The sequence below is a fragment of the Enterococcus sp. DIV0421 genome (genome assembly GCF_051713745.1).
GTDB classification, from domain to species: domain Bacteria; phylum Bacillota; class Bacilli; order Lactobacillales; family Enterococcaceae; genus Enterococcus_D; species Enterococcus_D casseliflavus.
Genome location: NZ_JBIOQM010000001.1, coordinates 852,645 through 876,364 on the forward strand (window position 1 = coordinate 852,645; position 23,720 = coordinate 876,364).

Below are 23,720 nucleotides of genomic sequence, written 5' to 3' on the forward strand. Positions count from 1 at the left end.
ATATAATTTTCGCTGTAAAAAAACAACTCACCATCAGCATACCGAAAAACCATTAGAGGTGCAACCAAAAATCAGTGACCTGTAAGTAAAAAAAATCGCTTCTGTAGAGTAATAACAGAAGCGATAACTCAAGTGTATTCGAAAAGGAACTACAAAGCGTTGGATATTATTTTGAGAAATGATTCGCACAAGCATCGCCGACCCACTGGATGATTTGTACCAGAAGAATCACCACAATCAAAATCGCCGTTTCATAGCGATAATAACCATACTGAATTGCTAAATCGCCAATGCCGCCTGCGCCAATTGTTCCCACCATCGCTGAGTAGCCTAAAAGACTGATCAAAGTTAGCACAAATCCACGAATCAAAGCTGGCAGACTTTCTGGTAAAATCACTTCGCGAACGATCTGTCCCGTCGATGCTCCAGAAGCGACGCTGGCTTCAAGGACGCCATAGTCGATTTCGGCAAATGCGGATTCAGCGATTCGGGCGTAAAAAGGAATCGCGGCAATCGATAAAGCAATCGCACCACCCGCTGGGGTATAAGGATCACCGATCAGCATCGCTGATAACGGAATCAGCGTAATCAATAAGATCAAAAATGGCAGCGAACGGATTGCATTGACGACAAAATCGGCCAGATGATGCAAGAAAATATTTTTATGAAAAAGGTTACTGCCGACTAAAAACAGGACTAATCCAATTAATAAGCCGAAAACTACTCCTATAATTGCTGAGGTCCCCACCATAAAGAATGTTTCCCATAGTGCTTGAGGCAGGTTTGTTTTTAAAATCTCAATCGTTTCAGCCATTCTTCTCACCTATCTTTCTTAGAGAAAAGACGTTCGCAGCTAAGTGTTCTTGGGCTTTTGCTGCTTCTTCGGCAGGTCCCGTCAAATAGATATACAAAATACCGATCACATCTTTTTTGATATACTCAATTTTCCCATGGATGATATTGATCGACACATCGTAGGCTTTCGCTACAGTCGAAATCAGCGGTTCTAACGTATACTCACCTTGGTAGCGCAATTCCAGCAAGTCGCCTTGCGTGAAAGATGCTAGAATCTCTTCAGGAAGCGTCAGATCCAAGTAGCGGCCTACCAGTTTTTTCGTAATAGGCTGTTTAGGCTGACTGAACAAGCCATAGGTCGTTTGTTCTTCAACGATGCGCCCCTTTTCCATCACTGCCACCCGATCAAAAAACTTACGGGCAACATCCAATTCATGAGTGATAAAGACGATGGTGATGCCTGTCTGTTCCTTGATTCGGATCAATAATTTCAAAATTTCTTCAGTCGTTTCAACATCTAACGCACTGGTAGCTTCGTCACACAACAAAATCTCAGGTTCGTTGGCAATCGCTCGTGCAATGCCGATTCGTTGCTTTTCTCCCCCAGACAAATTATTCGGATACTCGTGAATTTTGTGAGGCAGATCCACCATTTCCAACAGTTCCTTGATCCTCGCTTCTTGCTGATCTTTCGGATAATCACCAGCGCGCAAAGCAAAGGCTAAATTTTCCTTGATGGTTCGATTATGGATCAGATTGAAATGCTGAAAGATCATCCCGATTTTTTGTCGTACTTCACGCAAGTGTTTGCCTTTGGCTTGCGTGATGTCTTGACCATCAATCAGAATTTGACCGCTAGAGGGCACCTGCAGTAGATTCAACGTACGAACCAAGGTACTTTTCCCAGCCCCGCTCAATCCGACGATCCCGTATACTTCTCCAGCTTGAACGGAAAAATCAACGGAATCCACTGCTTTTTTGATTTGTTTTTTATGAGTGAATGTCACTGATACTTGTTTTACTTCTATTTTTGCCATAAGATATGCCCTTCTTACTCAGTCCAAAATTTCGGTTGATCAAAGTTGCTGAACGGTGATTCGGCAATCGCTTCTTTAAATGCATCACTTTCTAATACTTCCGTAACTGCCTTAGCAAAATCACTGTCTTCTTCTTCGGTGGACACCACAAAGACATTTTTATATTCTTCTTTCAACGACTCCAACGCCAAAGCATCTGCAGGATCAAGAGAAGCTGCCCAAGCGAAGTTTCCTGGTACTAAAGCTAAATCGACTGTATCTAACGAACGAGCCAATTGGGCTGCGTCTAATTCTTTAAATGTCAGATTCTTCGGATTTTCTTCGATATCATTCACCGTTGCCTTCGTTTCGTCGATATTGTCTGCGATGGTGATCAACTCATTGGCAGCTAACAGTTGCAAGGTCCGAGCTAAATTTGAGGCATCATTGGCAATCGAAACAGTCGCCCCGTCTGCTAACTCATCCAAGCTGGACAGTTGCTTCGAATAGATGCCCATTCCCAATGTTGGCACTTTTTGTAATGCCGTAAGAGATAACTGGTTATCTGCCGAAAATTTTTCTAGATAGGCCGTATGCTGAAACAAATTGGCATCGATTTGGCCATTCGCCAAGGCATTGTTCGGCTGAATATAATCATTAAACACTTTGGTCGTTAGTTGATACCCTTTTTCTTCCAGTAATGGAGAGATCATCTCTGTCACCATATCGCCATATGGTCCTGGTGCCACTCCAACGACTTTTTCTTCCACTGCATCTACACTGTTTTCAGCAGACTGTGTATCCTCTGTGCTGCTAGTATTGCCACAAGCTGCCAATGTAATTAAGACAGCAGCAGCAACTAACCCAACGATTCCCTTTTTCAACTGTTTCATTTTTTAGTTCCCCCTTTTTATAATAAAAAAACGTCCTTTCTCCATCATAGAGAAAGGACGAAACAACCATGTTCGTGGTACCACCTTTAATTCATTGGCACAAGCTGCCAACCTTATCAGTTTATCAACTGCTTTGCTGTAACGGGCAATCCCGCTGCACGCTTGCTTTTGCTCACGTCCAAACGCTCCAAGGCCATCTTCAGTCAAACGGCTGTGCTCTTTCTCACCAATCCGAGCTCTCTGATCCAATCGAAACTGACTTACTCTTCTTATCATCGCGTGTTTTTAAGTTGTGTTTAACTATACGATAGCCTCAAATGAATGTCAATTCTTTTTTTCACGAAAATATCATCTTTTTGCAATAATTTTCACAGTGTTTACAGAGCCAAATTCTCATCTAAAATCAAGCCTTCAGATACCATAACCGCATCGCCGATCAATTCTAATGCGACCTGATCAACATCAACTTCTACCGTTAACTCGCCACCCAACACGTGCAGCAAGACATTCGCTGCCGATTGCTGGTGACGTTTGGTCACGACATACGCAGTGGCACCAGAACCTGTGCCGCACGCATAGGTAAAACCTTCCACCCCTCGTTCATACGTGCGAACGATCAGATCACCCTTGTCATCTTCTTCATAGAAATTGACATTCGCCCCTTTGGGAAAAACCTCCCAATAGCGTATCTCTTTGGCAAGTTCAGCCAGCTGTTCCAACTCAGTTTCTGCCAGACCAGGATAGTGAACCACCGCATGAGGGATTCCTGGATCACCCAATTCCACATAGTCCACGAATGAAACCATTGGATTCGGGTACGCTTGATCAAATGTAGTCACGGTGGGTGGATTCAAGGTTACTTTGTAGTGTTTTGCCGACAAGCGCCATGCGGGGACATCGCCAGCAACTGTTTCGATGGTCATCTGCTCGCCAGCAATTCCCTTCTCAAAGGCATAACGGGCAATACAGCGAGCGCCGTTGCCGCACATTTCTGCTTCGGTCCCATCAGCATTGTAAAACCGCATCCGAAAATCAGCGGTTCCTGTGGGAAAATCCACAGCCATGACTGCATCCGCGCCAACAGAAAATTTCCGATGGCAAACCTGAGCAGCAAATTGCGACAGTTGTTCATGGGAGAATTTCAATGTGCGGTTATCGATTACGATAAAATCATTTCCTGCACCTTGCATTTTTGTATAAGGAATCGTCATGTTGTCACCTGCTTTTCAAAATTTTACTTGCTGGAAGCTCCCTCTTTTAGAAACGAAGGAACCACTTCATTTTGCAGCATTTGCTCGTAGGACTGGCGTTTAACGGCTAATTCCGCTTGGCCGTTTTCCACAAAGACGACTGCAGGAATCTGTAAATTATTGTAGCTGCTGGCCATCGAATAGCCATAAGCTCCTGTTGCGAACGTAGCAAACAGATCCCCAGTTTCAACGGGCGGTAATGCAAGGTCTTTTACTAAGATGTCCGTGCTCTCACAAGCTTTGCCAGAAATGGTGATCTTTTGTGTCGCAGCTTCGGAAGCGCGGTTGGCTAAGATCCCAGTGTAAGTTGCCTGATAAAGACCCGGACGAATATTGTCTGTCATGCCACCGTCAATGCTGGCGTATGTTCTGATTCCCGGCAATGTCTTGATACTGCCGATGGTGTGCAAACTGATACCTGCTTCTGCGACGATACTGCGCCCAGGTTCAATAACGATGGTCGGACGTTCGCTCTGGTGCTGCGCATAAAAGGCGTCGATTTTTTCCATCACAGGATCTAAAAAGTAGCTGTAGGGTTGGCGAATATCTGCATCTGTGTATCGAACGCCAAAGCCGCCGCCAACATTTAGTTCTTTGATCCAATAATCAAAGCGTTCATGAATGGTTTGGACAAGGGCCAAAGCCGCATCAACTGCCGCTAGATGTGAGCGATTGTCCGACAATTGACTGCCGACATGAAAATGCAGGCCATAGAAATCCAATTCAGGTGCTTGAATCACTTCTTCCACTAACGGAAATAAGATTTCTTCATCTAAAGGAATCCCGAATTTCGAATCTTTTTGTCCGGTCGAGATAAATTGATGGGTGCTGACCGAAACCTCGGGTGTGATGCGCAACAAAATTTTAGCAACGACTTGCTTTTCTTGACATAGCGCGCGGATCAAGCCGACTTCTTGAATGCCATCAACGATGATCCGTCCTACGCCATAATCAAGGGCGGCTGCTAATTCTTCAATCGATTTATTATTGCCGTTAAACTCGATGTGTTCTGCTGGAAAATCAGCTTGGATCGCTGTATACAGTTCTCCACCGCTAACCACGTCTAATGAGAGTCCTTCTGACTTGATCACTTGCAGCATTGCTGTGGTGCAGAAAGCTTTAGCGGCATAGGCTGCCCGTGTCTTGCTGTAGCGCGTCAAAAACTGCGCCTGAATCTTTTGGCATTCTTCGCGAATTTCCGAAACGGAATACACGTAAAGGGGGGTTCCGAAGGTTTTTGCCAGCTCAACGGTATCACAACCGTCAATGTATAAGTGATTGTTCTTGATTTCTTTTGCCATCGCTTTACTCCTTGTCTGTTGGCTCGTTCAACGCCTCGATCAAACGAACGTAGCATTCGATGCCTTGCAATAGATTTTTTTCGTCAAAATTCATTTTGCTGCTGTGTAAAGGGTGGACATAGCCTTTTTCTTCATTTCGGGTACCCACAAAGAAAAAGACACCTGGGATCTCCTTTTGGTACATCGAAAAATCCTCTGCCAACATATATGGTGGTGTTTCTCGGTAGCTCTCCCCGACCACTTTTTCCAACACTTCCACCATCTCAGGATCATTGTCCACGACACGATAAAGATGTTCGAATTCGACATCCGCCGTGCAATCATATCCTTTGGCGATTTCTTGTGCGACGGTGGTGATTCTGCGCGTCATCGTTTCATAGACTTCATCTTCAAACGCCCGCATCGTTCCTTTTAAAACGACCTTACCGGGAATGATATTTTCCGCATCTCCCCCATGGATCTTCCCAAAAGTGATGACCCCAGCAGAAAGCGGGCTGATATTGCGTGAAATGATCGAATGCAATCCTTGAATAATCGCAGCCGCGGCTAAAATGGCATCATGTCCTTGATGAGGCTGGGCACCATGGGCACTCGTGCCGTTGATCGTTAGATTGATCTCGCCGTTACGGGCCATCATCGGACCTTTCCGGCTCGCAATGACTCCTTCGGGAAAGTCTGGGAAGACATGCAGCCCCACGATTTTTTCCACGCCAAAATCTCGTAAGATGCCTTCATCGATCATCAATTGAGCGCCACCGGGGCTTTCCTCGGCTGGTTGGAAAATCAAAACGATCGTTCCACGAATCACTTCAGGATGTGTTGCCAAATATTTAGCGAACCCTAGCATCGTTGCCATATGGCCGTCATGACCGCAGGCATGCATTTTCCCTTCATGTTTGGAAACAAAGGAAACACCTGTCTCTTCTTTGATCGGTAGTGCATCGATATCCGTTCGAAAGGCCAGCGTCTTTCCTGGGCGATCGCTGCGAAAGACCGCAATCAAGCCGGTTTCAATCACTGGATAGATTTCTTTGATCCCAAAGGATTGCAACTGACGCAGCAAGTATTCCTTTGTTTTGAACTCAGTTAACCCTAATTCAGGGATTGTATGTAATTCACGACGAAAACGAACCACGTCTTCGGTTAATTCTTTGACTGCTTGCGATACTTGCATGTTAAAACACCTTTCTATTCATTCCTTTTAAAAATATCCATAAAAACCAACGAATATTCAGTTTTTCATTGATATTGTTTAATATTATAGTATATAATTCGAATAATCTATAGTATAAATTGTCGAAATGTTTCGATTTTTATTGAAAAATTTACCCCTCGTTTTGGTACACTTATACGTAGAGTTACGAAAAATAAATTGGTTGAAAGGATGTGTCGTAGTTTGACAATATTCAAAGGTTCTGGCGTTGCGTTGATCACCCCTATGCTTCAAGATGGTTCGGTGGATTTCGATAAGCTGAAGGAGTTAGCGGAGTGGCATGTGCAGCAAGGAACGAATGCAATCATTGCATGCGGTACGACCGGTGAAGCATCCACGTTAGACGATGAAGAACATATCGCAGTGATCGAAGCGGTGGTAAAACAAGTTGCTGGTCGAATCCCCGTCATCGGCGGAACAGGCTCCAACAACACCCAACATGGGATCCATCTTTCAAAAGAAGCACAGCGCGTTGGTGCTGACGCATTATTGGTTGTAACACCCTATTACAACAAAGCGACCAAGAAAAGTTTAGTCGCTCACTATGAAGCAATCTGTCAAAGCGTTGAGCTGCCAGTGATCTTATACTCCGTCAGCTCAAGAACCGGCTTAAATTTAACACCTGAAGCTGTGGCAGAACTGAAAAAAATCCCTAATATCAAAGGCATCAAAGAAGCCAGCGGCGACATTTCGCAAATCGCAGAAATCGCTCGTCTTGCGGATGATGACTTTGCGATCTATTCAGGAAATGACGATCAAGTAACCCCAATTCTAGCTTTAGGTGGCTCTGGCGTGATTTCAACGATCGGCAATATCGCTCCGAAACAAACGGCACAACTCGTTGCTGATTTCTTAAATGGTGATGTAAAAGCCGCCATCAAAGAGCAATTGCGACAAAAACCGTTGATCGATGCGATTTTCAGTGAAGTAAATCCTGTGCCGATCAAAGCAGCGGTCTCCTTGCTAGGCAAATGCGAATTGCATTATCGTTTGCCTTTGGGTGTCCCAGAAGATGCGACCCTCGTTCATTTAGAAGAAGAAATGACCAATTACGGATTGCTGTAAGGAGGAGTTTTTGGTGAAACAGATTTTATTAAGCGGTGCAAACGGTCGTATGGGCAAAGTGTTGCAAAGCCTGATCGCAAAGCACCCTCAGTTAGAAGTGGCCGCCGGATTGGATCGTACCGAGCAATTAGATGGTCCCTTTCCAATCTATGATCGTCCAGAAAAAATCACGCAGCCGATCGATTTGGTGATTGATTTTTCTCATTATAGCAATGTCCCTGCCTTATTGAACTATTGTGTCGAACAGCAGCTGCCTATCGTGGTTGCTACAACTGGTTTGACGGAAGACACGCAGATGATGCTGCCGTTGGCTGCTAAAGTGATCCCAGTTTTCTATTCTGCCAATATGTCGTTGGGGATCAATGTACTGATCAAAGCACTACAAAGTATCACCCCCGCATTAGAAGCTGACTTTGACATTGAGATCATCGAAAAGCATCATAATCAAAAACTCGATGCACCAAGTGGTACAGCTTTGCTGTTGGCAGATAGTATCAATGACAGCTGCGAAACGAAAAAAGAGTATCTCTACGGGCGTGAAGGCAGTGATCTAGTAAATGACCGCAAGCAGATGGGCATCCATGCCGTTCGCGGCGGAACGATTCCTGGAGAACACATTGTCATCTACGCTGGGCAGGATGAAATCATTGAATTGAAACACACAGCGCTCTCCCGCGAAATCTTCGCCAATGGTGCGCTAAAAGCAGCGGAATTTTTAGCCAACCAACCAGCTGGTTTTTATTCCATGCAAAATCTAATCGACAAGTAAAGGTGGTCTCTCATGACAGAATTACAATTTTCCGATCCTTATCAATTAGCAAAATACATCAAAGAAGCAAATAAACAAACACCTGTAAAAGTCTATATCAATGGAGATCTTAGTAACGTCCAAGCAGATGGCATCCAATTGTTTGGTAACGGCACCTTCTATTTCGTGGTTGGTGACAGTCAAAAAGTGGCTGAGTTTTTAACCGCGCACCAAGACAAAATCACCGATCACTATCTGGAAAATGATCGCCGCAACTCAGCGATCCCTTTATTGGACTTGACGAAAGTCGATGCCCGTATCGAACCAGGTGCCTTTATCCGTGACCAAGCCATCATTGAAAAAAATGCCGTTATCATGATGGGGGCAGTGATCAACATTGGTGCCGTGGTTGGTGAAGAAACCATGATCGACATGGGTGCGATTTTAGGCGCCCGAGCAACCGTTGGAAAAAAAGCCCATATTGGCGCTGGTGCTGTCTTGGCTGGCGTTCTTGAGCCACCTTCAGCAAGCCCAGTCATCATTGAAGACAATGTTTTGATCGGTGCAAATGCCGTCGTCCTTGAAGGCGTCCGTGTCGGCGAAGGTGCAGTCGTCGCTGCAGGTTCTGTGGTGACGGAAGATGTCCCTGCTGGAGCAGTCGTTGCTGGCTCACCAGCCAAAGTCATCAAAATGAAAGACGAGAAAACGAAAAGCAAAACCGAATTTTTAGACGATCTACGGGGCTAAGCCGCGCTTTTCTCAAAAATAAACAAAAAAACGCAGTGCGGGTTCAGTGATGAGCCTGCGCTGCGTTTTGTCTAAAAAAGGGCGTGCCGAAAGCTTTTGGCACGCCCTTTTTCTATTGGTAAATGTTCTTGTAAAAGTGTTTATTCTGCTTGAAATTCTTTGATCGCTGCTTGGATCTCTTGATAGATCACGGCAACTTCTTCAAGGTCTTTTGCGTTTGCTCCACTGGCAAGGGGATGTCCGCCGCCATGATGGCGTTTGGCGATCTCATTGATCACTGGACCTTTCGAACGCATCCGCACCCGATAATAGCCTTCTGGTTGTTCGACAAAGATCGCCCAAGCCATCACTTCGTCGATTTTCCCTGGTAAGGAAACGACTGCTGAGGTTTCCGAATCCACTACGCCAAAACGCTGCTGCAATTCTTGTGATAGGATCACTTTGCCAGCACCAATCTCATCGATCTCGATGTTTTCGTAGACATACCCTGAAAGGCGAGCAACACTGCGAGAGACTTGATCCAATTGCCGATTGATCTTCGGTGCATCAAAACCGTAATCCAATAGTTCAGCCGCTAAGCGCAGCGTTGTCGCTGTCGTTGCCGGATATAAAAACCGTCCAGTATCACCAACAATGCCTGCATATAGCAGACGAGCCGCTTCTTGCGTCATCGTCAGCTCGTTTTGAAACATTTGCCAAAACGAAACGATCATCTCACTACAGCTGCTGGCATTCGTATTGACCCAGACCAGCTCTCCGTAAGGCTCATCATTAGGGTGATGATCGATTTTGATCAATTTCGCCCCTTGATCATAGCGTTGGTCACTGACCCGTGGTGCATTGGCCGTATCTGTAACGATCACCAACGCTCCTTTATACAAATCATCAGGGATCGTCTGCATCAGCGCCAAGTAATCCAATCCTTCAACAGGTCCGCCGACTTGATAGATTTCTTTTTTGGGAAAACTAGCTCGTAAAATTTCTGCCAAGCCCACTTGTGATCCTAATGCATCTGGATCAGGGCGCTGGTGCCGATGGATAATGATTCGGTCGAATGCTTTGATTGTTGCAAGTATTTCTTCTTGTACCTTCATGAATGGTCTCAACTTTCTCTCTAAAATTTTTCCATAAGTGCCGTTTTCGATGATTTATGGGCGTTCCATTACTTGGCATACCACGATCGCTTTTGCCACTAAGGAATTTTCGATCGATACTTCGATATCGATTTTCGCCGAACGTCGCCCCAGTTCTAGAATCTTCGGTTGAATGATGATCTCGCTTTCTAATTGGATCAAACGGAAGTAATGCAGATTGACTTGCTCGATCCAACTATTGCGCCGTTGATTCAACTGCATCGTTCGTTTCGCCGTATTAGCGATCACTTCACTCAAGACACCAAAAGAGATCGTTCCGACTTCATTGACCATTTGAGGCGTCACCGCAAAGCTGAAATGCGGCTGCAGCAATTTGTTCCCTTCAAAATCTTGTTCGATGACTTGCATCTGTCCCGAGATTTGGTCTGAAATCGTATCTGAAATTTGTGTTTGTCGTTGGACCATCTGCATCGCTTTCATGATGTCTTGGCGTGTAACGATCCCAATCAAAGAAAGGTCATCTGCTACGACGGGCATCACTTCTAAGCCATCCCAAATCATCTGATGGCTGGCAGAGGCCACACTCATCTCTTTTTTTACGACCCGTGGTTCCCGGGTCATGATTCGTTCGATGATCTGCGTGTCAGGCTTTTCTAGGACATCTTTGGCTGTGATGATCCCAACGACCCGCATATTCTTGTTGACAACTGGATAGCGGGAGTGATTGGTAGACTCCGAAAGCAGTTTGTAATCCTTGACCGTATCGAAGGTGTGCAGATACTTGGTTTTTTCCAATGGCATATAAATGTCACTCACCAGCATGATGTCCTTTTTGATCAGCTGGTCGCTCAAGGCACGGTTGATCATCGTTGCCACGGTAAAGGTGTCATAGGTCGTTTGTAAAATCGGCAGCTCCAATTCGTCTGCTAAGCGACAGATTTCCTCTGAGGTTTCAAAGCCCCCCGTGATCAAGACGGCTGCGCCATCTTCCAGTGCCAACTTGTGGACTTCATTACGGTTTCCGACGATCACTAAGGAACCAGGCGTGATGTAGCGTTCCATTGCCGATTCCTTCATGGCGCCGATAACAAATTTGTTCAAGTCTTTGTCTAAACCGGCTGCGCCGCCCAAAACATCGCCTTCAATGATTTGGACGACTTCGCCGAAAGTTAGTTTTTCAATGTGTTTCTTTAGTTTCCGTTCAATCCGAATGGTTCCCACACGTTGGATCGTTGAAACCAAGCCGATATTTTCCGCATCTTTGATCGCCCGATAGGCTGTTCCTTCACTGACATTCAAGTCTTTTGCGATTCCCCGCACCGAGATGCGATCGCCTACAGGCAGATTCTCGATATGCGCTAAAATCAAGTCGTGTTTTGTCGCCATAATTATCCCCTATTCCTACTACAAATCTTCCTGTTGCTTAAACTTCTAATGTCTCACCGACTGCAAGGATCTGGCCCACACCTGCCGGCAATAAATTCACGAAGGTTTGCGGATCTTGCTTGATCATTGGAAACGTATTGTAATGGATCGGTACTACTTTGCTCGCGTTTAAAAGCGCCGCTGCTGTTGCAGCATCTTGAACGCCCATCGTAAAATTATCCCCGATCGGTAAAAACGCCACATCGATGTCGAAACGTTCACCGATCATCGCCATATCGCTAAAGAGGGCAGTATCGCCAGCGTGGTAGATGGTTTTGCCTTCTGCTTCTAAAATGATCCCCACTGGATTGCCCATATAGATCATCGTTCCGTCTTCTTCAAGACCAGAGCTGTGTTTCGCTTCCACCATTGAGATTTTGCCAAACGGGAACTCAAAAGAGCCTCCCATATTCATGCCATGCGTCTCAGCAACGCCTTTGCGGGCTGCATAGCGGCAAATTTCAACGACACTGATCACTGGTGCTTCATTTCTTTTGGCGATCGGCACCATGTCCCCAATATGATCGCTATGACCATGCGTGATCAAAAGCCAATCGGTTTCCACTGTGTCTGCATCCAAATCAGTCAGAGCATTTCCAGTAATAAAAGGGTCAAACAACAATTTTTGGCCATCCGCTAATTGGATAGCAAGCACCGAGTGTCCGTGATACGTAAGTTTCATACAACATTCCCCTTTCCATCTAAGTAATACAGTCTAATATTTTTCATTATAACAGATAACGCCAGAAATCCAAAAGCACAAATTCTGGCAGCTTTATTACATCCGTCCTTTTTCTGGTTCTTGTCAAGAAAAATAAAAAAACTGTTCTACCCTTTCTGAATAAGGAATAGAACAGTTCGACCTGATGACTTCAAGCGATCATAGCGTTTTCTTACGTCCGCCTTGTTTATAGATGCGCCAGACTGTTAAGAATAACGCCGTGATACAAAGAAGGAACGCCCCAAAGAAGGTGATTTTCATGCCATAGGCAAAAATATCTGCCCGACCTGCGATATAGGTCGTCACATGCTTCCCATAGGCTTGACTCATTGCGGCATAAAGAATCGTCGTTGCTAAGGATATCCCTAAGACCATGCCCAAGTTACGGGCAAAGGAATTTAGACTACCTGCCACCCCAAGATTTTCTTTGGTGACGCTGCTCATCACCATCGTATTGTTGGGGGATTGGAACAACGAATTGCCTAACCCCATGATGGCAGTAGCGACGACATAGTACCAAATCGGCGTATGCTGATTCATAAACATATACATCAGCTGAGTGATGGACAGCAACGCTAAGCCAGCTAAGACCAAGATCTCCGGTCCTACACGGTCCGTCAAATAGCCGCTAAGTGGTGAACCGATGACCATCATCAAAGGAAAGACCATCATCAGCATTCCTGCCACACTCGGCGTTAAGCCTCGGGCACTTTGCAAGTAAAAGGGAATCACGACATTGACAAAAAAGTTTGCAGAAAAGATCAGCAACGCCGTGATCAGGCTCATGGTGAAAATTTTATTACGAAAGATCCCAAAGGTAATCAGCGGTTTGCTCACACGCGCTTCTACTCGCAAAAAGACGATGAATGCCACTAAGGCGATCCCCACCAACAGCAGCGGCAACCACGTTAGAAAGCCACGCTCTTGTCCAAGAAAAATGCCGCCGAAGAAGCTGATAATTGCAATTGAAAACAGCACAAACCCGGTTTTATCGATGGAATCATGACTCATGGTGATATCTTTTGGCAACACCTTTTCTCCAGCAATCATCGTCAGAATACCGACTGGAACATTGATCCAAAAAATAAACGGCCAAGAAAAATGCGCCAAAATCACTCCGCCTAATCCAGGACCGGCGATGGATCCTAACGAAACAAAGGCACCAATCATCCCTAAGGCACGTCCTCGTTCACTCATAGGAAAAACTTCAGTAATGATTCCGGTATTTGTCGCCATCGTCATGCTGGCACCGATCGCTTGCACGACTCGGGCAAATAGCAGAAATGCTAAGGAATGATTAAACCCGCATAACAGCGAACCGATAATAAAAATTAGCATCCCCAAGCGGAATACTTTGATCTTGCCCCAACTATCCCCTACCTTACCGAATAACAAAAGGCAGGCACAAACGATCATCAAGTAGACGGATACGACCCACTCCGCTTGATTCATAGGGACACCCATATCTGCCGAGATCGTGGGCAAAGCGATATTTACGATACTCCCATCCAGTGTTGACATAAAGGTAAACATCGAAACAGCAATGAGAATCCACCACTTTCTCTGTTGTACTACGGGATTTTCTTGATAACTATTCACAAATCGACCATCCTCTCTTTGCTTGTTTTGTTCCTCTAGTCTTAGGGGGACAACTTTGTATTATTGATCGAAATCCATTCGCCGTCAATCCTTATCTGCTCATCACGACCAAAATAAGGGTCATTTTGTAAAAAAAACGCCACCTGTTTTCTTACATAAAAAAAGACAAAAGCTTCGGTGAAAAGAAATCGGCCGTCAAACGGCTATTCTTTCACCTGCTTTTGTCAGTAGGTCAAAACGAATTATTTACGGTTGCGATTTCTTTGGCTTGATTCCATGATGACCGGCAAGATGACTGGACGGCGTTTGGTTTGTTCAAACAAGAAACGACTCAAACGATCACGGATATCTTGTTTCAATTTGCTCCATTCAAACTCTTCATCATGAAGGTGTTTTTCTACGATTTCTTCCACGATCTCGCCACTTTCACGAATCAGATCGCGGCTGGCTTTCACATAGACAAACCCGCGAGAAGTGATTTGTGGTGCAGAAATAATTTTCTTTTCGCGACGATTGATCGTCACTACCGCAACGAAGATTCCGTCTTCAGATAAGACTTTGCGGTCTCGCAGGACGATATTCCCAATGTCACCGACACCGATCCCATCGATCATGACGTTTTCAGCTGGAACCGCACCTGCGGCAAGCATTTCGCCTTTTTTGTACTCTAACACATCTCCACGAGCAGTAATGAAGATATTTTTCATCGGAATCCCGACTTCTTGCGCCAAGTCCACATGGGCGGCTAATTGGCGGTACTCGCCTTGAATAGGGATAAAGTACTTCGGTTTCATCATATTCAACATCAGCTGCAGATCATTCGGGTTGGCATGACCAGAAACACGGAAATTATCCGAGATCTGTTTCACGGTACCGCCAGCGCGATAGATGATATCTTCCGTTTTCGCAACCACAGTTTCCATTGCCGTTGTCGGCGTCGTTGTGATGTAAACAAGATCTCCTTCTTTGATGCGCAGCGTCCGGTGAGAGCCGTTGGCCATTTTTTGCAACGCTTTGATTGGTTCACCCATACGACCTGTTTCTAAAATCAGCAACTGTTCGTCTGAGTATTTTTTCATTTCTTTTTGGGTGATCAGTAAGTCTTCGGCAGGTAATTTTAATTTCCCTAACTTCATGGCCGTTTTGATGATCCGACCAAAATCTTGCCCGGTCAAAACGACTTTGCGATCAGAACGAAACGCCGCATCTAATACTTGTTGCACCCGTTGCAAATTGCTGGCAACACTAGCGACGATGATCCGACCTTCCCAGTAACGGATATTGTCATAAACTTCATCTTGGATCGTCAATTCAGAAGCGATCGGCGTTGGATTTTCGGCATTTGAAGACGTGCTTAGCAATGCTAAGACGCCTTCTTTTCCAATTTCCGCTAAGCGGCCAAAATCGGTTTGATACATAGGGATCGCTGTTTGGTCAAACTTGAAATCTCCTGTATAAACGATATTGCCAGCTTCTGTTTTGACGCTGATCCCAACAGAATCAGGGATGGAGTGGGTCGTACGGAAAAAGCTGATGGTCGCATGACCAAAGTCGATCTCCGAATGTTCATCGATCACATGAAAATCTTTGAAGCGCTTGGTAGCTTCATTTTTATTCACGGTCAATTTTGCTAGTTCGATCGTTAACTCGGTCCCAAAGACCGGTACTTGGATATTCTCCAAGAAATAAGGCAATGCACCAATCGCATCTGCATGCCCATGGGTCAAGAAGACACCCGCCACACGGTCGGCATTTTCTTCTAAATATGTGAAGTCTGGAATCACTGTATCGATCCCTAATAATTCATTTTCTGGATAACGGACACCGCAATCCAGCACAAATATATCCTCGCCAACTTCAGCAATGTACATGTTCTTTCCGTTTTCGCGTACACCGCCAAGAGGAATGATTTTTATCGTTTCCACTTTTATTCACCTCTTAATTTTTTTCTACTGTATTATTTCCCAAGCATAAGCCGTCCCTATTATTATACAACAAAAAAAAGAAAAGCGTGGCATTCACCACACTTTTCTGAAAAACTTATGGTTTACACATGAACTAATCCTTGCTGATGCAGGCTTTCGGCGATTTGAACGGAGTTCCATGCCGCCCCTTTCAGCAAATTATCAGAAACGACCCATAAATGCAAGCCGTTTTCGACATCCAAATCTTTGCGAATCCGACCAACAAAGGTTTCTGTTTTGTCCACACTGGTCAAAGCTTGCGGGTACACTTGTTGACTCGGATCATCTTGCAAGACAGCTCCTGGCGCTTCGCTGATCCACTGTCTGACTTCCTCAACACTAGCATGGTCTTTGGTCTCGATATAAATCGACTCTGAATGACCGCTAAACACAGGGATCCGCACACACGTAGCTGCTACTTTGATCTGCGTATCTTCCATGATCTTCTTCGTTTCATTGATCATTTTCCACTCTTCGTAAGTATAATCCTCTTCGGCGAAAACATCGATTTGCGGCAAGGCATTAAACGCGATCGGGTAGTGCTTCTTGTCGCTGCCTGCTGGTAAAATCTCAGGGTTTAGTTCATCAGCGGCTTTGCCAGCTAATAATTCTTGAGATTCACGAGTCAATTCAGCCAAGGCTTGGGCGCCAGCACCTGAAACTGCTTGATACGTCGAAACCAAGACCCTCGATAAACCGACTTTTTGACGAATCGGTTCTAACGCCACCATCATTTGAATCGTTGAACAATTCGGATTGGCAATGATTCCTTTATGTTGCGCTAATGCATGAGGATTCACCTCAGGAACGACTAGAGGAACATTCGGGTCCATCCGAAAATGACTGGTATTGTCGATCACGACTGCACCGTGTTTGACTGCTTCTGGAGCAAATTGTTTTGAAATGCCGCCACCGGCACTGAACAATGCAATATCGACGCCTGCAAAGGAATCTGTGGTCAGCTCTTGAATAACGAGCGGTTCATTTTTGAACACAAGGGTCTTCCCAGCAGAACGTTTGGATGCCAACAACGTTATTTTTTTGATCGGCAACGTGGTCTTCTCCAACATCTCAATCATTTTTGTTCCTACTGCGCCGGTAGCCCCGACAACTGCTACGTGATACCCTGTACTCATCAAATCACTCCTCGAATAAAAATACATTTTTACTAGTTTATCATATCTTGTAAAAAAGAAAAGACCTTTCGTGGAAAGAAGCACAAAAAGAAGGCAATACTGTCTAAATTTTCAATCTTTTCCCCCTTTACAGAAAAAATCTACCTATATTTAAGGGTTATCATTTGTCACATTCAGGTGTTATAGGATATAATACCGACAGAAGGAATTTTGGGGAAGATTCTTTCCAACGTGCATGGGGAAATTAAAAATACCCAAAACATTGAATGAGGCAAGAATTGCATATGCAATTCTTGCCTCATTTTTATGCTTCATTCGATTCTTCGTTGTTTACTTTCACGATAGCAAAGCCTTTGTTATCAATAATCATCGTTTCATCTTCCAATTGGACAAACTGTTCCATCAGGATCGAATCAGGACGAGAAAGGGTGATTTGGTCATCGCCCGTATTGAAAATACCGATGATCCGCTGTGCCCCTAACTCTCGTTCGAAAATGATCAGTCCATCCTCTTCCGAAACCCAGTTCCAACTCAAGGAACCTTCTGATAAGACTTTCTGGTTGTCTTTGCGAATGCTGATCAATGAGCGAGTGAAATGCAGGAGATCACGATCTTGCTTTTCTTCTTCCCAAATCATACATTTACGGCAATCCGGGTCCATATCGCCGGTCAAACCGATCTCATCACCGTAATACAGGCAAGGAACGCCTTGTTGCAGATACGTAAAGGCCATCACTTGGCGCATCAAGTCTTTGTCTCCTCGAGCCAAAGTTAACAAGCGCGGGGTATCATGAGAATCCAAGATATTGAACTGCACTTGATTGGTTTGCTCCCGATACAACATCAGCTGGTTATTTAATTCCGAGACCATTTTCGTCATAGAGATCTCGTCTTTGACAAAATATTCAATGATTGCATCCGTAAAGGCGTAATTCATTACTGCATGAAACTCGTCGCCTTGTAACCACCGTTGAGAAGAGTGCCAAATTTCCCCAAGGATATAAAAATCATCTTTGGCATCATCACACACTTGGCGGAATTTTTTCCAGAAGTGGTGACTGACTTCATTGGCAACGTCCAAGCGCCAAGCATCGATATCAAACTCTTCGATCCAATAACGAGCGATCTTCAACAAATAATCTTGCACATCGGGATTTTCTGTATTGAGTTTTGGCATATGCGGCGTAAAGGCAAACACATCATAGGTGATGTCATAAGCATCTTCAAAGTTTTCCCCTTCTTTGTAGTTGACAGGAAACTCATTGATGTGGAACCAATCAGCAAAGGGCGAATCTTTGCCGTTTTTGATGACATCTAGCCATTGATGCGAAGTATCCCCCATATGATTGAACACAGCATCTAGCATGACTTTGATACCGCGTTTGTGGCATTCCTCCACTAAGCGTTTAAAGGTGTCGTTATCCCCAAACGCTGGATCGATGGCTAAATAATCGATGGTATCATACTTGTGATTCGAATAGGCCTCAAAAATCGGACAGAAGTAGATTCCATTGATTCCTAGATCAACGAGGTAATCCAAATGATCGATGACCCCTTGCAGATCCCCGCCGAAAAAGTCTTGGCGATCGGGATTTTTTGAACCCCATGGCAATACACCTTCTGGATCATTTGATGGGTCCCCATTTGCAAAGCGTTCAGGGAAGATTTGATACCAAACGGTTTCTTTTGCCCACTCGGGAATTTTGAAACGATCGGCTTCTTGGAAGTAAGGCATCCGAAAATAATTGTTGTTCATTTCTAAATATTGCTGCTCAAAAGGATAGACCCCGTGGTCTCCATAAAAGACATGCAACCCATCGTAACTTTCGATGGAAAAGCCGTAAGACAAACGGCGGAATTCTGCTCCGACCGATACTTGCCAATAATCATGCAAGTCCGTGGAAAGAATTTTTTTCATTTCAATTCTTTGCTGGTACCAAGCTTCTTTATACAGTGTGTAAGGATCACCGCAAAGCAGCTGGACATGGCGGACGTCTTGACGGGCGGTACGCAAACGGATATGCATTTTATCCTTCTCGTACAAATACGCAAATTCACTTTCGGGACGATGATAAATGGCAGTAGTATTCATAGCAGACTCCTTTGACTTGTTTGATATACTCATTGTCGCACAAATCAGAAGTCAAAACAAGAGAAAAACGCAATCGGTTGCTTTATCTAAAAAATCGATAATATAAGTTAATATGAAATTAATCCAGTAATTAAAAAGCAAACGATTGCTTCGCCTTTTTTTAATCAAACGGCGTATTTTGCTCACATTGATTGCCAGTCCGTAAAATGTCATATTTCCGCAAGATCCCCACTGCTTCCGTCAACGACTGACTCAACTGCTGGATATCTTCTGCAGCCATTTGAGCGGTTTTGGCATTCAAGCGGTCTTCCACTTGTTTTTTCTTTTGGACAAACAACTGCTTCCCAGCTTCTTCCAAATAAACATTGACGTTGCGGCGATTGACGTCGTTGGTTTTGCGGACCACAAAGCCAGCCTTTTCTAACCCCGAGATCGAACGACTGATTTGGACTTTTGACGTACCGATTTGCTGGGCCAACTCGGACATCGTGATTCCTTCATTACTAGAGATCACCACGAGTTCCAAGATTTCCATTTTGGTCAATTTTAAATCTTCCAGACCGATTTCTTCAAACAATATGTTTCCCATCAGCGAAAAGATCTCCGCAAATACCGCCATATTGAATGTTCCTAACGCTTTTTCCATACTCTCCCTCTTTTCTGTCTTTAGTTTAGTATAAATTATTTGTTTAAACAATGATAATCGTTGATTTTTGTTAACCATTATGATAGCGTGGTTACATAATGAAAATAATCGTGAAAACGGCAAGAAAAGAGTGACAGCATGTTAGAATTAAAAGATATCAAGAAGTATTATACGGTTGGCGCCAGTACTACAAAAGCCCTCGATGGTGTCTCCGTCGCCTTTCGTAAACAAGAGTTTGTTGCCATTTTAGGGCCAAGCGGCTCTGGGAAAACAACCATGTTGAACGTGATCGGCGGCTTAGATAATTACGATTCTGGTGATATGATCATCAACGGTAAATCAACGAAATCCTTTAAAGATCGTGACTGGGATGCGTATCGGAACAATTCGATCGGCTTTGTCTTCCAAAGCTACAATTTGATCAGTCATTTAGGCATCATCGACAACGTCGAGCTTGGGATGACCTTGAGCGGTGTGTCAAAAGAAGAAAAACGCGCCAAAGCAACCGATGCTTTGACGCGTGTGGGCTTAGCTGAGCATATGCACAAAAAACCAAATCAGCTTTCTGGTGGTCAAATGCAGCGGGTAGCGATCGCTCGTGCCTTAGCAAATGATCCTGATATCCTTCTTTGTGATGAACCAACGGGTGCCTTGGATTCAGAGACCAGTGTCCAAATCATGGAACTGATCCAAGAACTATCAAAAGAAAAATTGGTCATCATGGTTACTCATAATCCTGATTTGGCGCACAAATACGCTGGACGGATCATTGAGTTCAAAGACGGACGAATCATAAAAGATTCAAACCCTCATGTCGAAGGACAAAAGAAAGACCAATTCGAATTAAAGCACACAAAAATGAGTTTCATGACTGCCTTACGTTTGTCGTTTAACAATATCCGCACCAAAAAAGGGCGCACCTTCTTGACAGCCTTTGCTTCTAGTATCGGGATCATCGGAATCGCCATTGTTTTGTCCCTGTCAACGGGATTCCAAAAACAAATCGACAATACCCAGTCAGAAACATTAGCTCGTTTTCCGATCACGATCTCGCAAGTAGCCACTGAACAAGATCCATCGGCCATGGGGACGCGGGATAAATCGGAAGATTTCCCTTCAGATAAAGAGGTCACTGCCAAATTAAGTGATGCGGATCGCGCAACCCATATCAACAAAATCGATCAAGAGTTTCTCGATTACATCAACGACATTGATCCTGAATTAAGCAACAATATCGGCTACACTCGTTCCACTTCCTTGAACCTTTTCCGTAAGATCGACGATACTGTGGAACAAGTCAGCTTCTCCAATGCATCGCCTGACAATGAACAGACCAATGCCATGATGTCTGCCATGAGTGCCTCCACCGGGATTGGGGTTTCGACTTTCCCCGAGCAGTTATCAGAGGATAACGGCAATTTCTTAAAAGACAACTACGACCTTTTAGAAGGCAGCTACCCAAGTGCCAGCACAGATGTCGTTTTGATCGTCGATGAAAACAACGTAACGAATGTCAATGCATTGATCAATCTCGGTTTTGACATTGAAGATGGCGACAAGGTGTCCTTCGACGATATCGTGGGAACAAAAATCACATTGGCGTCTAATGATGCCTTTTACACCGAATTACCAACTGGAAACTTCATTCCAAATCAAGATTTAAATGACGTTTTCGATAACAGTAACAACAAAGAATTAACGATCAGCGGAATCTTACGTATCAAGCAAAACTCTACGATGAACTTGCTGTCAACTGGCATTGCCTACAGTGATGCCCTCGCGCAAGAAGTCATCAAAGAAAACCAAGACTCAGCGATCGTCCAAGCCCAAAAAGACAGCGACACCAACGTGATGACGAATGAACCCGTTGACGAAAGTGCCAAAGATTCATTGATCGCTTATCTTGGCGGCAGTGATTCACCAAACAGCATTATGATCTATCCGAATGATTTCAGTGCCAAAGAAAAAATCCTTGATTACTTGGATGACTTCAACAAAGGCAAAGACAAAGAAGACCAAATCGTTTATTCCGATTTAGCGGGTACGATGACTCAATTGACTGGTGGCTTGATGGATGCCATCACCTACGTCTTGATCGCTTTTGCAGGAATCTCCTTGGTAACTAGCATGATCATGATCGGTATCATCACCTACACCTCTGTGCTAGAACGTACGAAAGAAATTGGGGTCTTAAAAGCATTAGGTGCTCGTAAAAAAGACATCACCCGCGTCTTTGATGCCGAAACCTGTATTTTAGGGATCGCTTCAGGAGCTTTAGGTGTCCTGATTGCTTGGTTAGCCACATTCCCGATCAACGCGATCTTATATAGTATGACTGATCTGGAAAATGTTGCTCAATTAAATCCGGTCCACGGCCTGATCTTGATTGCTGTCAGCACCGTCCTAACGATGATCGGCGGCCACATACCAGCTCGAATGGCAGCGAAAAAAGATGCAGCGATCGCTTTACGCGCCGACTAATTTTATAAGAAAACCCAACAGACAGCAGCCATTCCTTTGGCTGCTGTTTTTTTGTCCTTCCTTCTGACTTCCAAAAGGTTTCTCTTGAAAAATTCATAAATGAGGAATACAATAGATTTGTTTTTAGGTATACCTAAAAAGATAGGACGTGAAACGATGAATGATGAAAAAAAATTGATCCAAGCGGCCAACGGTCCTAGCTTGGAAGAAATAAATAATACAGTTGCCATTCCAAAAAACGGCAGCTTTTGGCGCAATCTCTTAGCGTTTTCTGGTCCTGGGGCATTGGTAGCCGTGGGCTATATGGACCCAGGAAACTGGATCACCTCGATCGGTGGCGGTGCTGAATATGGCTATCTCTTACTTTCTGTGATCTTGATTTCCAGTTTGATTGCTATGCTGCTGCAATACATGGCAGCCAAGCTAGGGATCGTGACCCAGATGGACCTTGCGCAAGCAACTCGTAAACACACCAGCAAAGGCTTAGGCTTTGTCTTGTGGATCGTCACCGAATTGGCTATCATGGCAACGGATATCGCGGAAGTGATCGGAGGAGCGATCGCTCTCAATCTACTATTCGGCTTACCTTTATTAGTTGGGGTCATCTTAACGATTTTCGATGTACTGCTTCTGCTCTTTTTAATGAAATTGGGTTTCCGAAAAATCGAAGCGATCGTCATGACACTGATTTTGGTCATTATGCTGGTCTTTTGTTACGAAGTCATTATTGCTCAACCAAATTTGCCTGCTGTCTTGCAAGGCTTTATTCCCCAAAAGCAAGTCTTGAACCATGGACAGCTGACAATGGCGTTGGGGATCGTTGGTGCGACTGTGATGCCGCATAATCTCTATCTGCATTCTTCGATCTCCCAATCACGAAAAATCGATCGCAGCGATACCCAAGAAGTGGCAACGGCCGTGCGGTTCGCTACTTGGGATTCCAACATCCAGTTATCCGCTGCGTTTTTGGTCAATTGCCTGCTTTTGATCTTAGGAAGTGCCTTGTTCTTTGGTCATAGTGAAGAAGTCGGCACCTTCTCCGCGCTGTTCGATGCATTGCAAGATTCCTCCATTGCTGGTGCTGTCGCCAGTCCAGTTTTGAGCGTTCTGTTTGCCGTGGCGCTCTTGGCATCTGGTCAAAATTCAACGATCACTGGGACACTGACAGGGCAAGTCGTGATGGAAGGATTTATCCATATGAAGATCCCTACTTGGGCGCGACGTCTGATCACCCGTGGCTTATCGGTGATCCCCGTCTTGCTTTGTACGATTTACTTTGGCGGCAACGAACAAGCCTTGGACGATCTGCTGATTTATTCGCAAGTCTTTTTAAGCATCGCCTTACCCGTTTCGATGATTCCGTTGGTTCTTTTTACCAGCTCAAAAAAAATCATGGGGGAACGCTTCAAGAATCCGCTATGGGTCTCTACCTTAGGCTGGATCTGTGCCATTGCACTGACGGTCTTGAATGTCCGCTTGATCATCGAAACACTCGGCAGCTTCTAATAGAAAAAAAGCTTACGAGGTAGCCTCG

General features: G+C 44.6%; 19 protein-coding genes and 1 other annotated feature. Of the genes, 5 read left to right on the forward strand and 14 right to left on the reverse strand.

All coding sequences use genetic code 11. From position 1 onward, the window contains the following. Positions 1–166: 166 nt before the first annotated feature. From IGI96_RS04045 to IGI96_RS04070, 6 genes are all read right to left on the reverse strand, one after another. On the reverse strand, positions 167–814 hold the full coding sequence (locus IGI96_RS04045) for a methionine ABC transporter permease (protein ID WP_438784837.1): 648 nt from the start codon (positions 812–814) through the stop codon (positions 167–169). Beyond that, entirely contained in the window at positions 807–1,832 is a 1,026-nt protein-coding gene (locus tag IGI96_RS04050) for a methionine ABC transporter ATP-binding protein (protein WP_010749974.1), read from the reverse strand. The genes IGI96_RS04045 and IGI96_RS04050 overlap by 8 nt, the downstream gene beginning before the upstream one ends. 14 nt (positions 1,833–1,846) lie before the next feature. Next, on the reverse strand, positions 1,847–2,704 hold the full coding sequence (locus tag IGI96_RS04055; protein WP_010749975.1) for a MetQ/NlpA family ABC transporter substrate-binding protein: 858 nt from the start codon (positions 2,702–2,704) through the stop codon (positions 1,847–1,849). 50 nt (positions 2,705–2,754) lie between these two features. Next, positions 2,755–2,989 (reverse strand) — a binding site (T-box leader). 92 nt (positions 2,990–3,081) lie between these two features. Continuing rightward, the gene (gene dapF / locus IGI96_RS04060; RefSeq protein WP_086337891.1) at positions 3,082–3,915 is read right to left on the reverse strand and encodes a diaminopimelate epimerase; all 834 of its coding nucleotides are present in this window, start codon (positions 3,913–3,915) and stop codon (positions 3,082–3,084) included. A 23-nt stretch (positions 3,916–3,938) separates the two neighbouring features. Next, positions 3,939–5,255 carry a diaminopimelate decarboxylase gene (lysA, locus tag IGI96_RS04065; RefSeq protein ID WP_010749977.1) on the reverse strand — a complete coding sequence of 439 codons (1,317 nt, stop codon included), beginning with the start codon at positions 5,253–5,255 and terminating at the stop codon, positions 3,939–3,941. Between the two features lie 4 nt (positions 5,256–5,259). Next, a complete protein-coding gene (locus IGI96_RS04070; protein WP_005228259.1) occupies positions 5,260–6,429 on the reverse strand; it encodes a M20 metallopeptidase family protein in 1,170 nt (389 codons plus the stop codon). A 222-nt stretch (positions 6,430–6,651) separates the two neighbouring features. Here IGI96_RS04070 and dapA point away from each other — a divergent pair, with 222 nt between their 5' ends. Genes dapA through dapD form a run of 3 tightly spaced genes read left to right on the forward strand, consistent with a single transcriptional unit; the run spans position 6,652 to position 9,028 of the window. After that, positions 6,652–7,533: a 4-hydroxy-tetrahydrodipicolinate synthase gene (dapA, locus tag IGI96_RS04075; RefSeq protein WP_008380503.1), complete on the forward strand. Its 882-nt coding sequence runs from the start codon at positions 6,652–6,654 to the stop codon at positions 7,531–7,533. A gap of 13 nt (positions 7,534–7,546) precedes the next feature. Beyond that, positions 7,547–8,302: a 4-hydroxy-tetrahydrodipicolinate reductase gene (gene dapB, locus IGI96_RS04080; RefSeq protein WP_015510324.1), complete on the forward strand. Its 756-nt coding sequence runs from the start codon at positions 7,547–7,549 to the stop codon at positions 8,300–8,302. A 12-nt stretch (positions 8,303–8,314) separates the two neighbouring features. Further along, the gene (gene dapD, locus IGI96_RS04085) at positions 8,315–9,028 is read left to right on the forward strand and encodes a 2,3,4,5-tetrahydropyridine-2,6-dicarboxylate N-acetyltransferase (RefSeq protein WP_005228253.1); all 714 of its coding nucleotides are present in this window, start codon (positions 8,315–8,317) and stop codon (positions 9,026–9,028) included. 140 nt (positions 9,029–9,168) lie between these two features. On the opposite strand, the gene IGI96_RS04090 is transcribed toward dapD, so the two are convergent. From IGI96_RS04090 to IGI96_RS04125, 8 genes are all read right to left on the reverse strand, one after another. After that, positions 9,169–10,122 (reverse strand): DHH family phosphoesterase, encoded by a 954-nt coding sequence (locus tag IGI96_RS04090; protein WP_086337890.1) that lies wholly within the window; start codon positions 10,120–10,122, stop codon positions 9,169–9,171. Positions 10,123–10,176: 54 nt separating this feature from the next. Further along, positions 10,177–11,508 (reverse strand): DRTGG domain-containing protein, encoded by a 1,332-nt coding sequence (locus IGI96_RS04095; protein ID WP_438784838.1) that lies wholly within the window; start codon positions 11,506–11,508, stop codon positions 10,177–10,179. Between the two features lie 37 nt (positions 11,509–11,545). Beyond that, positions 11,546–12,229, reverse strand: coding sequence for a metal-dependent hydrolase (locus IGI96_RS04100; protein WP_005228247.1), 684 nt, complete (start codon positions 12,227–12,229; stop codon positions 11,546–11,548). Between the two features lie 198 nt (positions 12,230–12,427). Further along, positions 12,428–13,867, reverse strand: a complete 1,440-nt coding sequence (locus tag IGI96_RS04105) for an MFS transporter (protein ID WP_015510327.1) — start codon at positions 13,865–13,867, stop codon at positions 12,428–12,430. Positions 13,868–14,109: 242 nt separating this feature from the next. Then, positions 14,110–15,792, reverse strand: a complete 1,683-nt coding sequence (locus IGI96_RS04110) for a ribonuclease J (protein WP_010749981.1) — start codon at positions 15,790–15,792, stop codon at positions 14,110–14,112. Between the two features lie 122 nt (positions 15,793–15,914). Continuing rightward, the gene (locus tag IGI96_RS04115; RefSeq protein WP_010749982.1) at positions 15,915–16,967 is read right to left on the reverse strand and encodes an aspartate-semialdehyde dehydrogenase; all 1,053 of its coding nucleotides are present in this window, start codon (positions 16,965–16,967) and stop codon (positions 15,915–15,917) included. 304 nt (positions 16,968–17,271) lie between these two features. Beyond that, positions 17,272–19,059 (reverse strand): glycoside hydrolase family 13 protein, encoded by a 1,788-nt coding sequence (locus tag IGI96_RS04120; protein ID WP_005228237.1) that lies wholly within the window; start codon positions 19,057–19,059, stop codon positions 17,272–17,274. A 160-nt stretch (positions 19,060–19,219) separates the two neighbouring features. Then, positions 19,220–19,705 carry a MarR family winged helix-turn-helix transcriptional regulator gene (locus IGI96_RS04125; protein ID WP_086337889.1) on the reverse strand — a complete coding sequence of 162 codons (486 nt, stop codon included), beginning with the start codon at positions 19,703–19,705 and terminating at the stop codon, positions 19,220–19,222. A 138-nt stretch (positions 19,706–19,843) separates the two neighbouring features. Here IGI96_RS04125 and IGI96_RS04130 point away from each other — a divergent pair, with 138 nt between their 5' ends. Together IGI96_RS04130 and IGI96_RS04135 are read left to right on the forward strand one after the other, a co-directional pair. Continuing rightward, the gene (locus IGI96_RS04130) at positions 19,844–22,186 is read left to right on the forward strand and encodes an ABC transporter ATP-binding protein/permease (protein WP_086337888.1); all 2,343 of its coding nucleotides are present in this window, start codon (positions 19,844–19,846) and stop codon (positions 22,184–22,186) included. A gap of 156 nt (positions 22,187–22,342) precedes the next feature. Further along, a complete protein-coding gene (locus IGI96_RS04135) occupies positions 22,343–23,692 on the forward strand; it encodes an Nramp family divalent metal transporter (protein ID WP_086337887.1) in 1,350 nt (449 codons plus the stop codon). Positions 23,693–23,720: the final 28 nt, after the last annotated feature.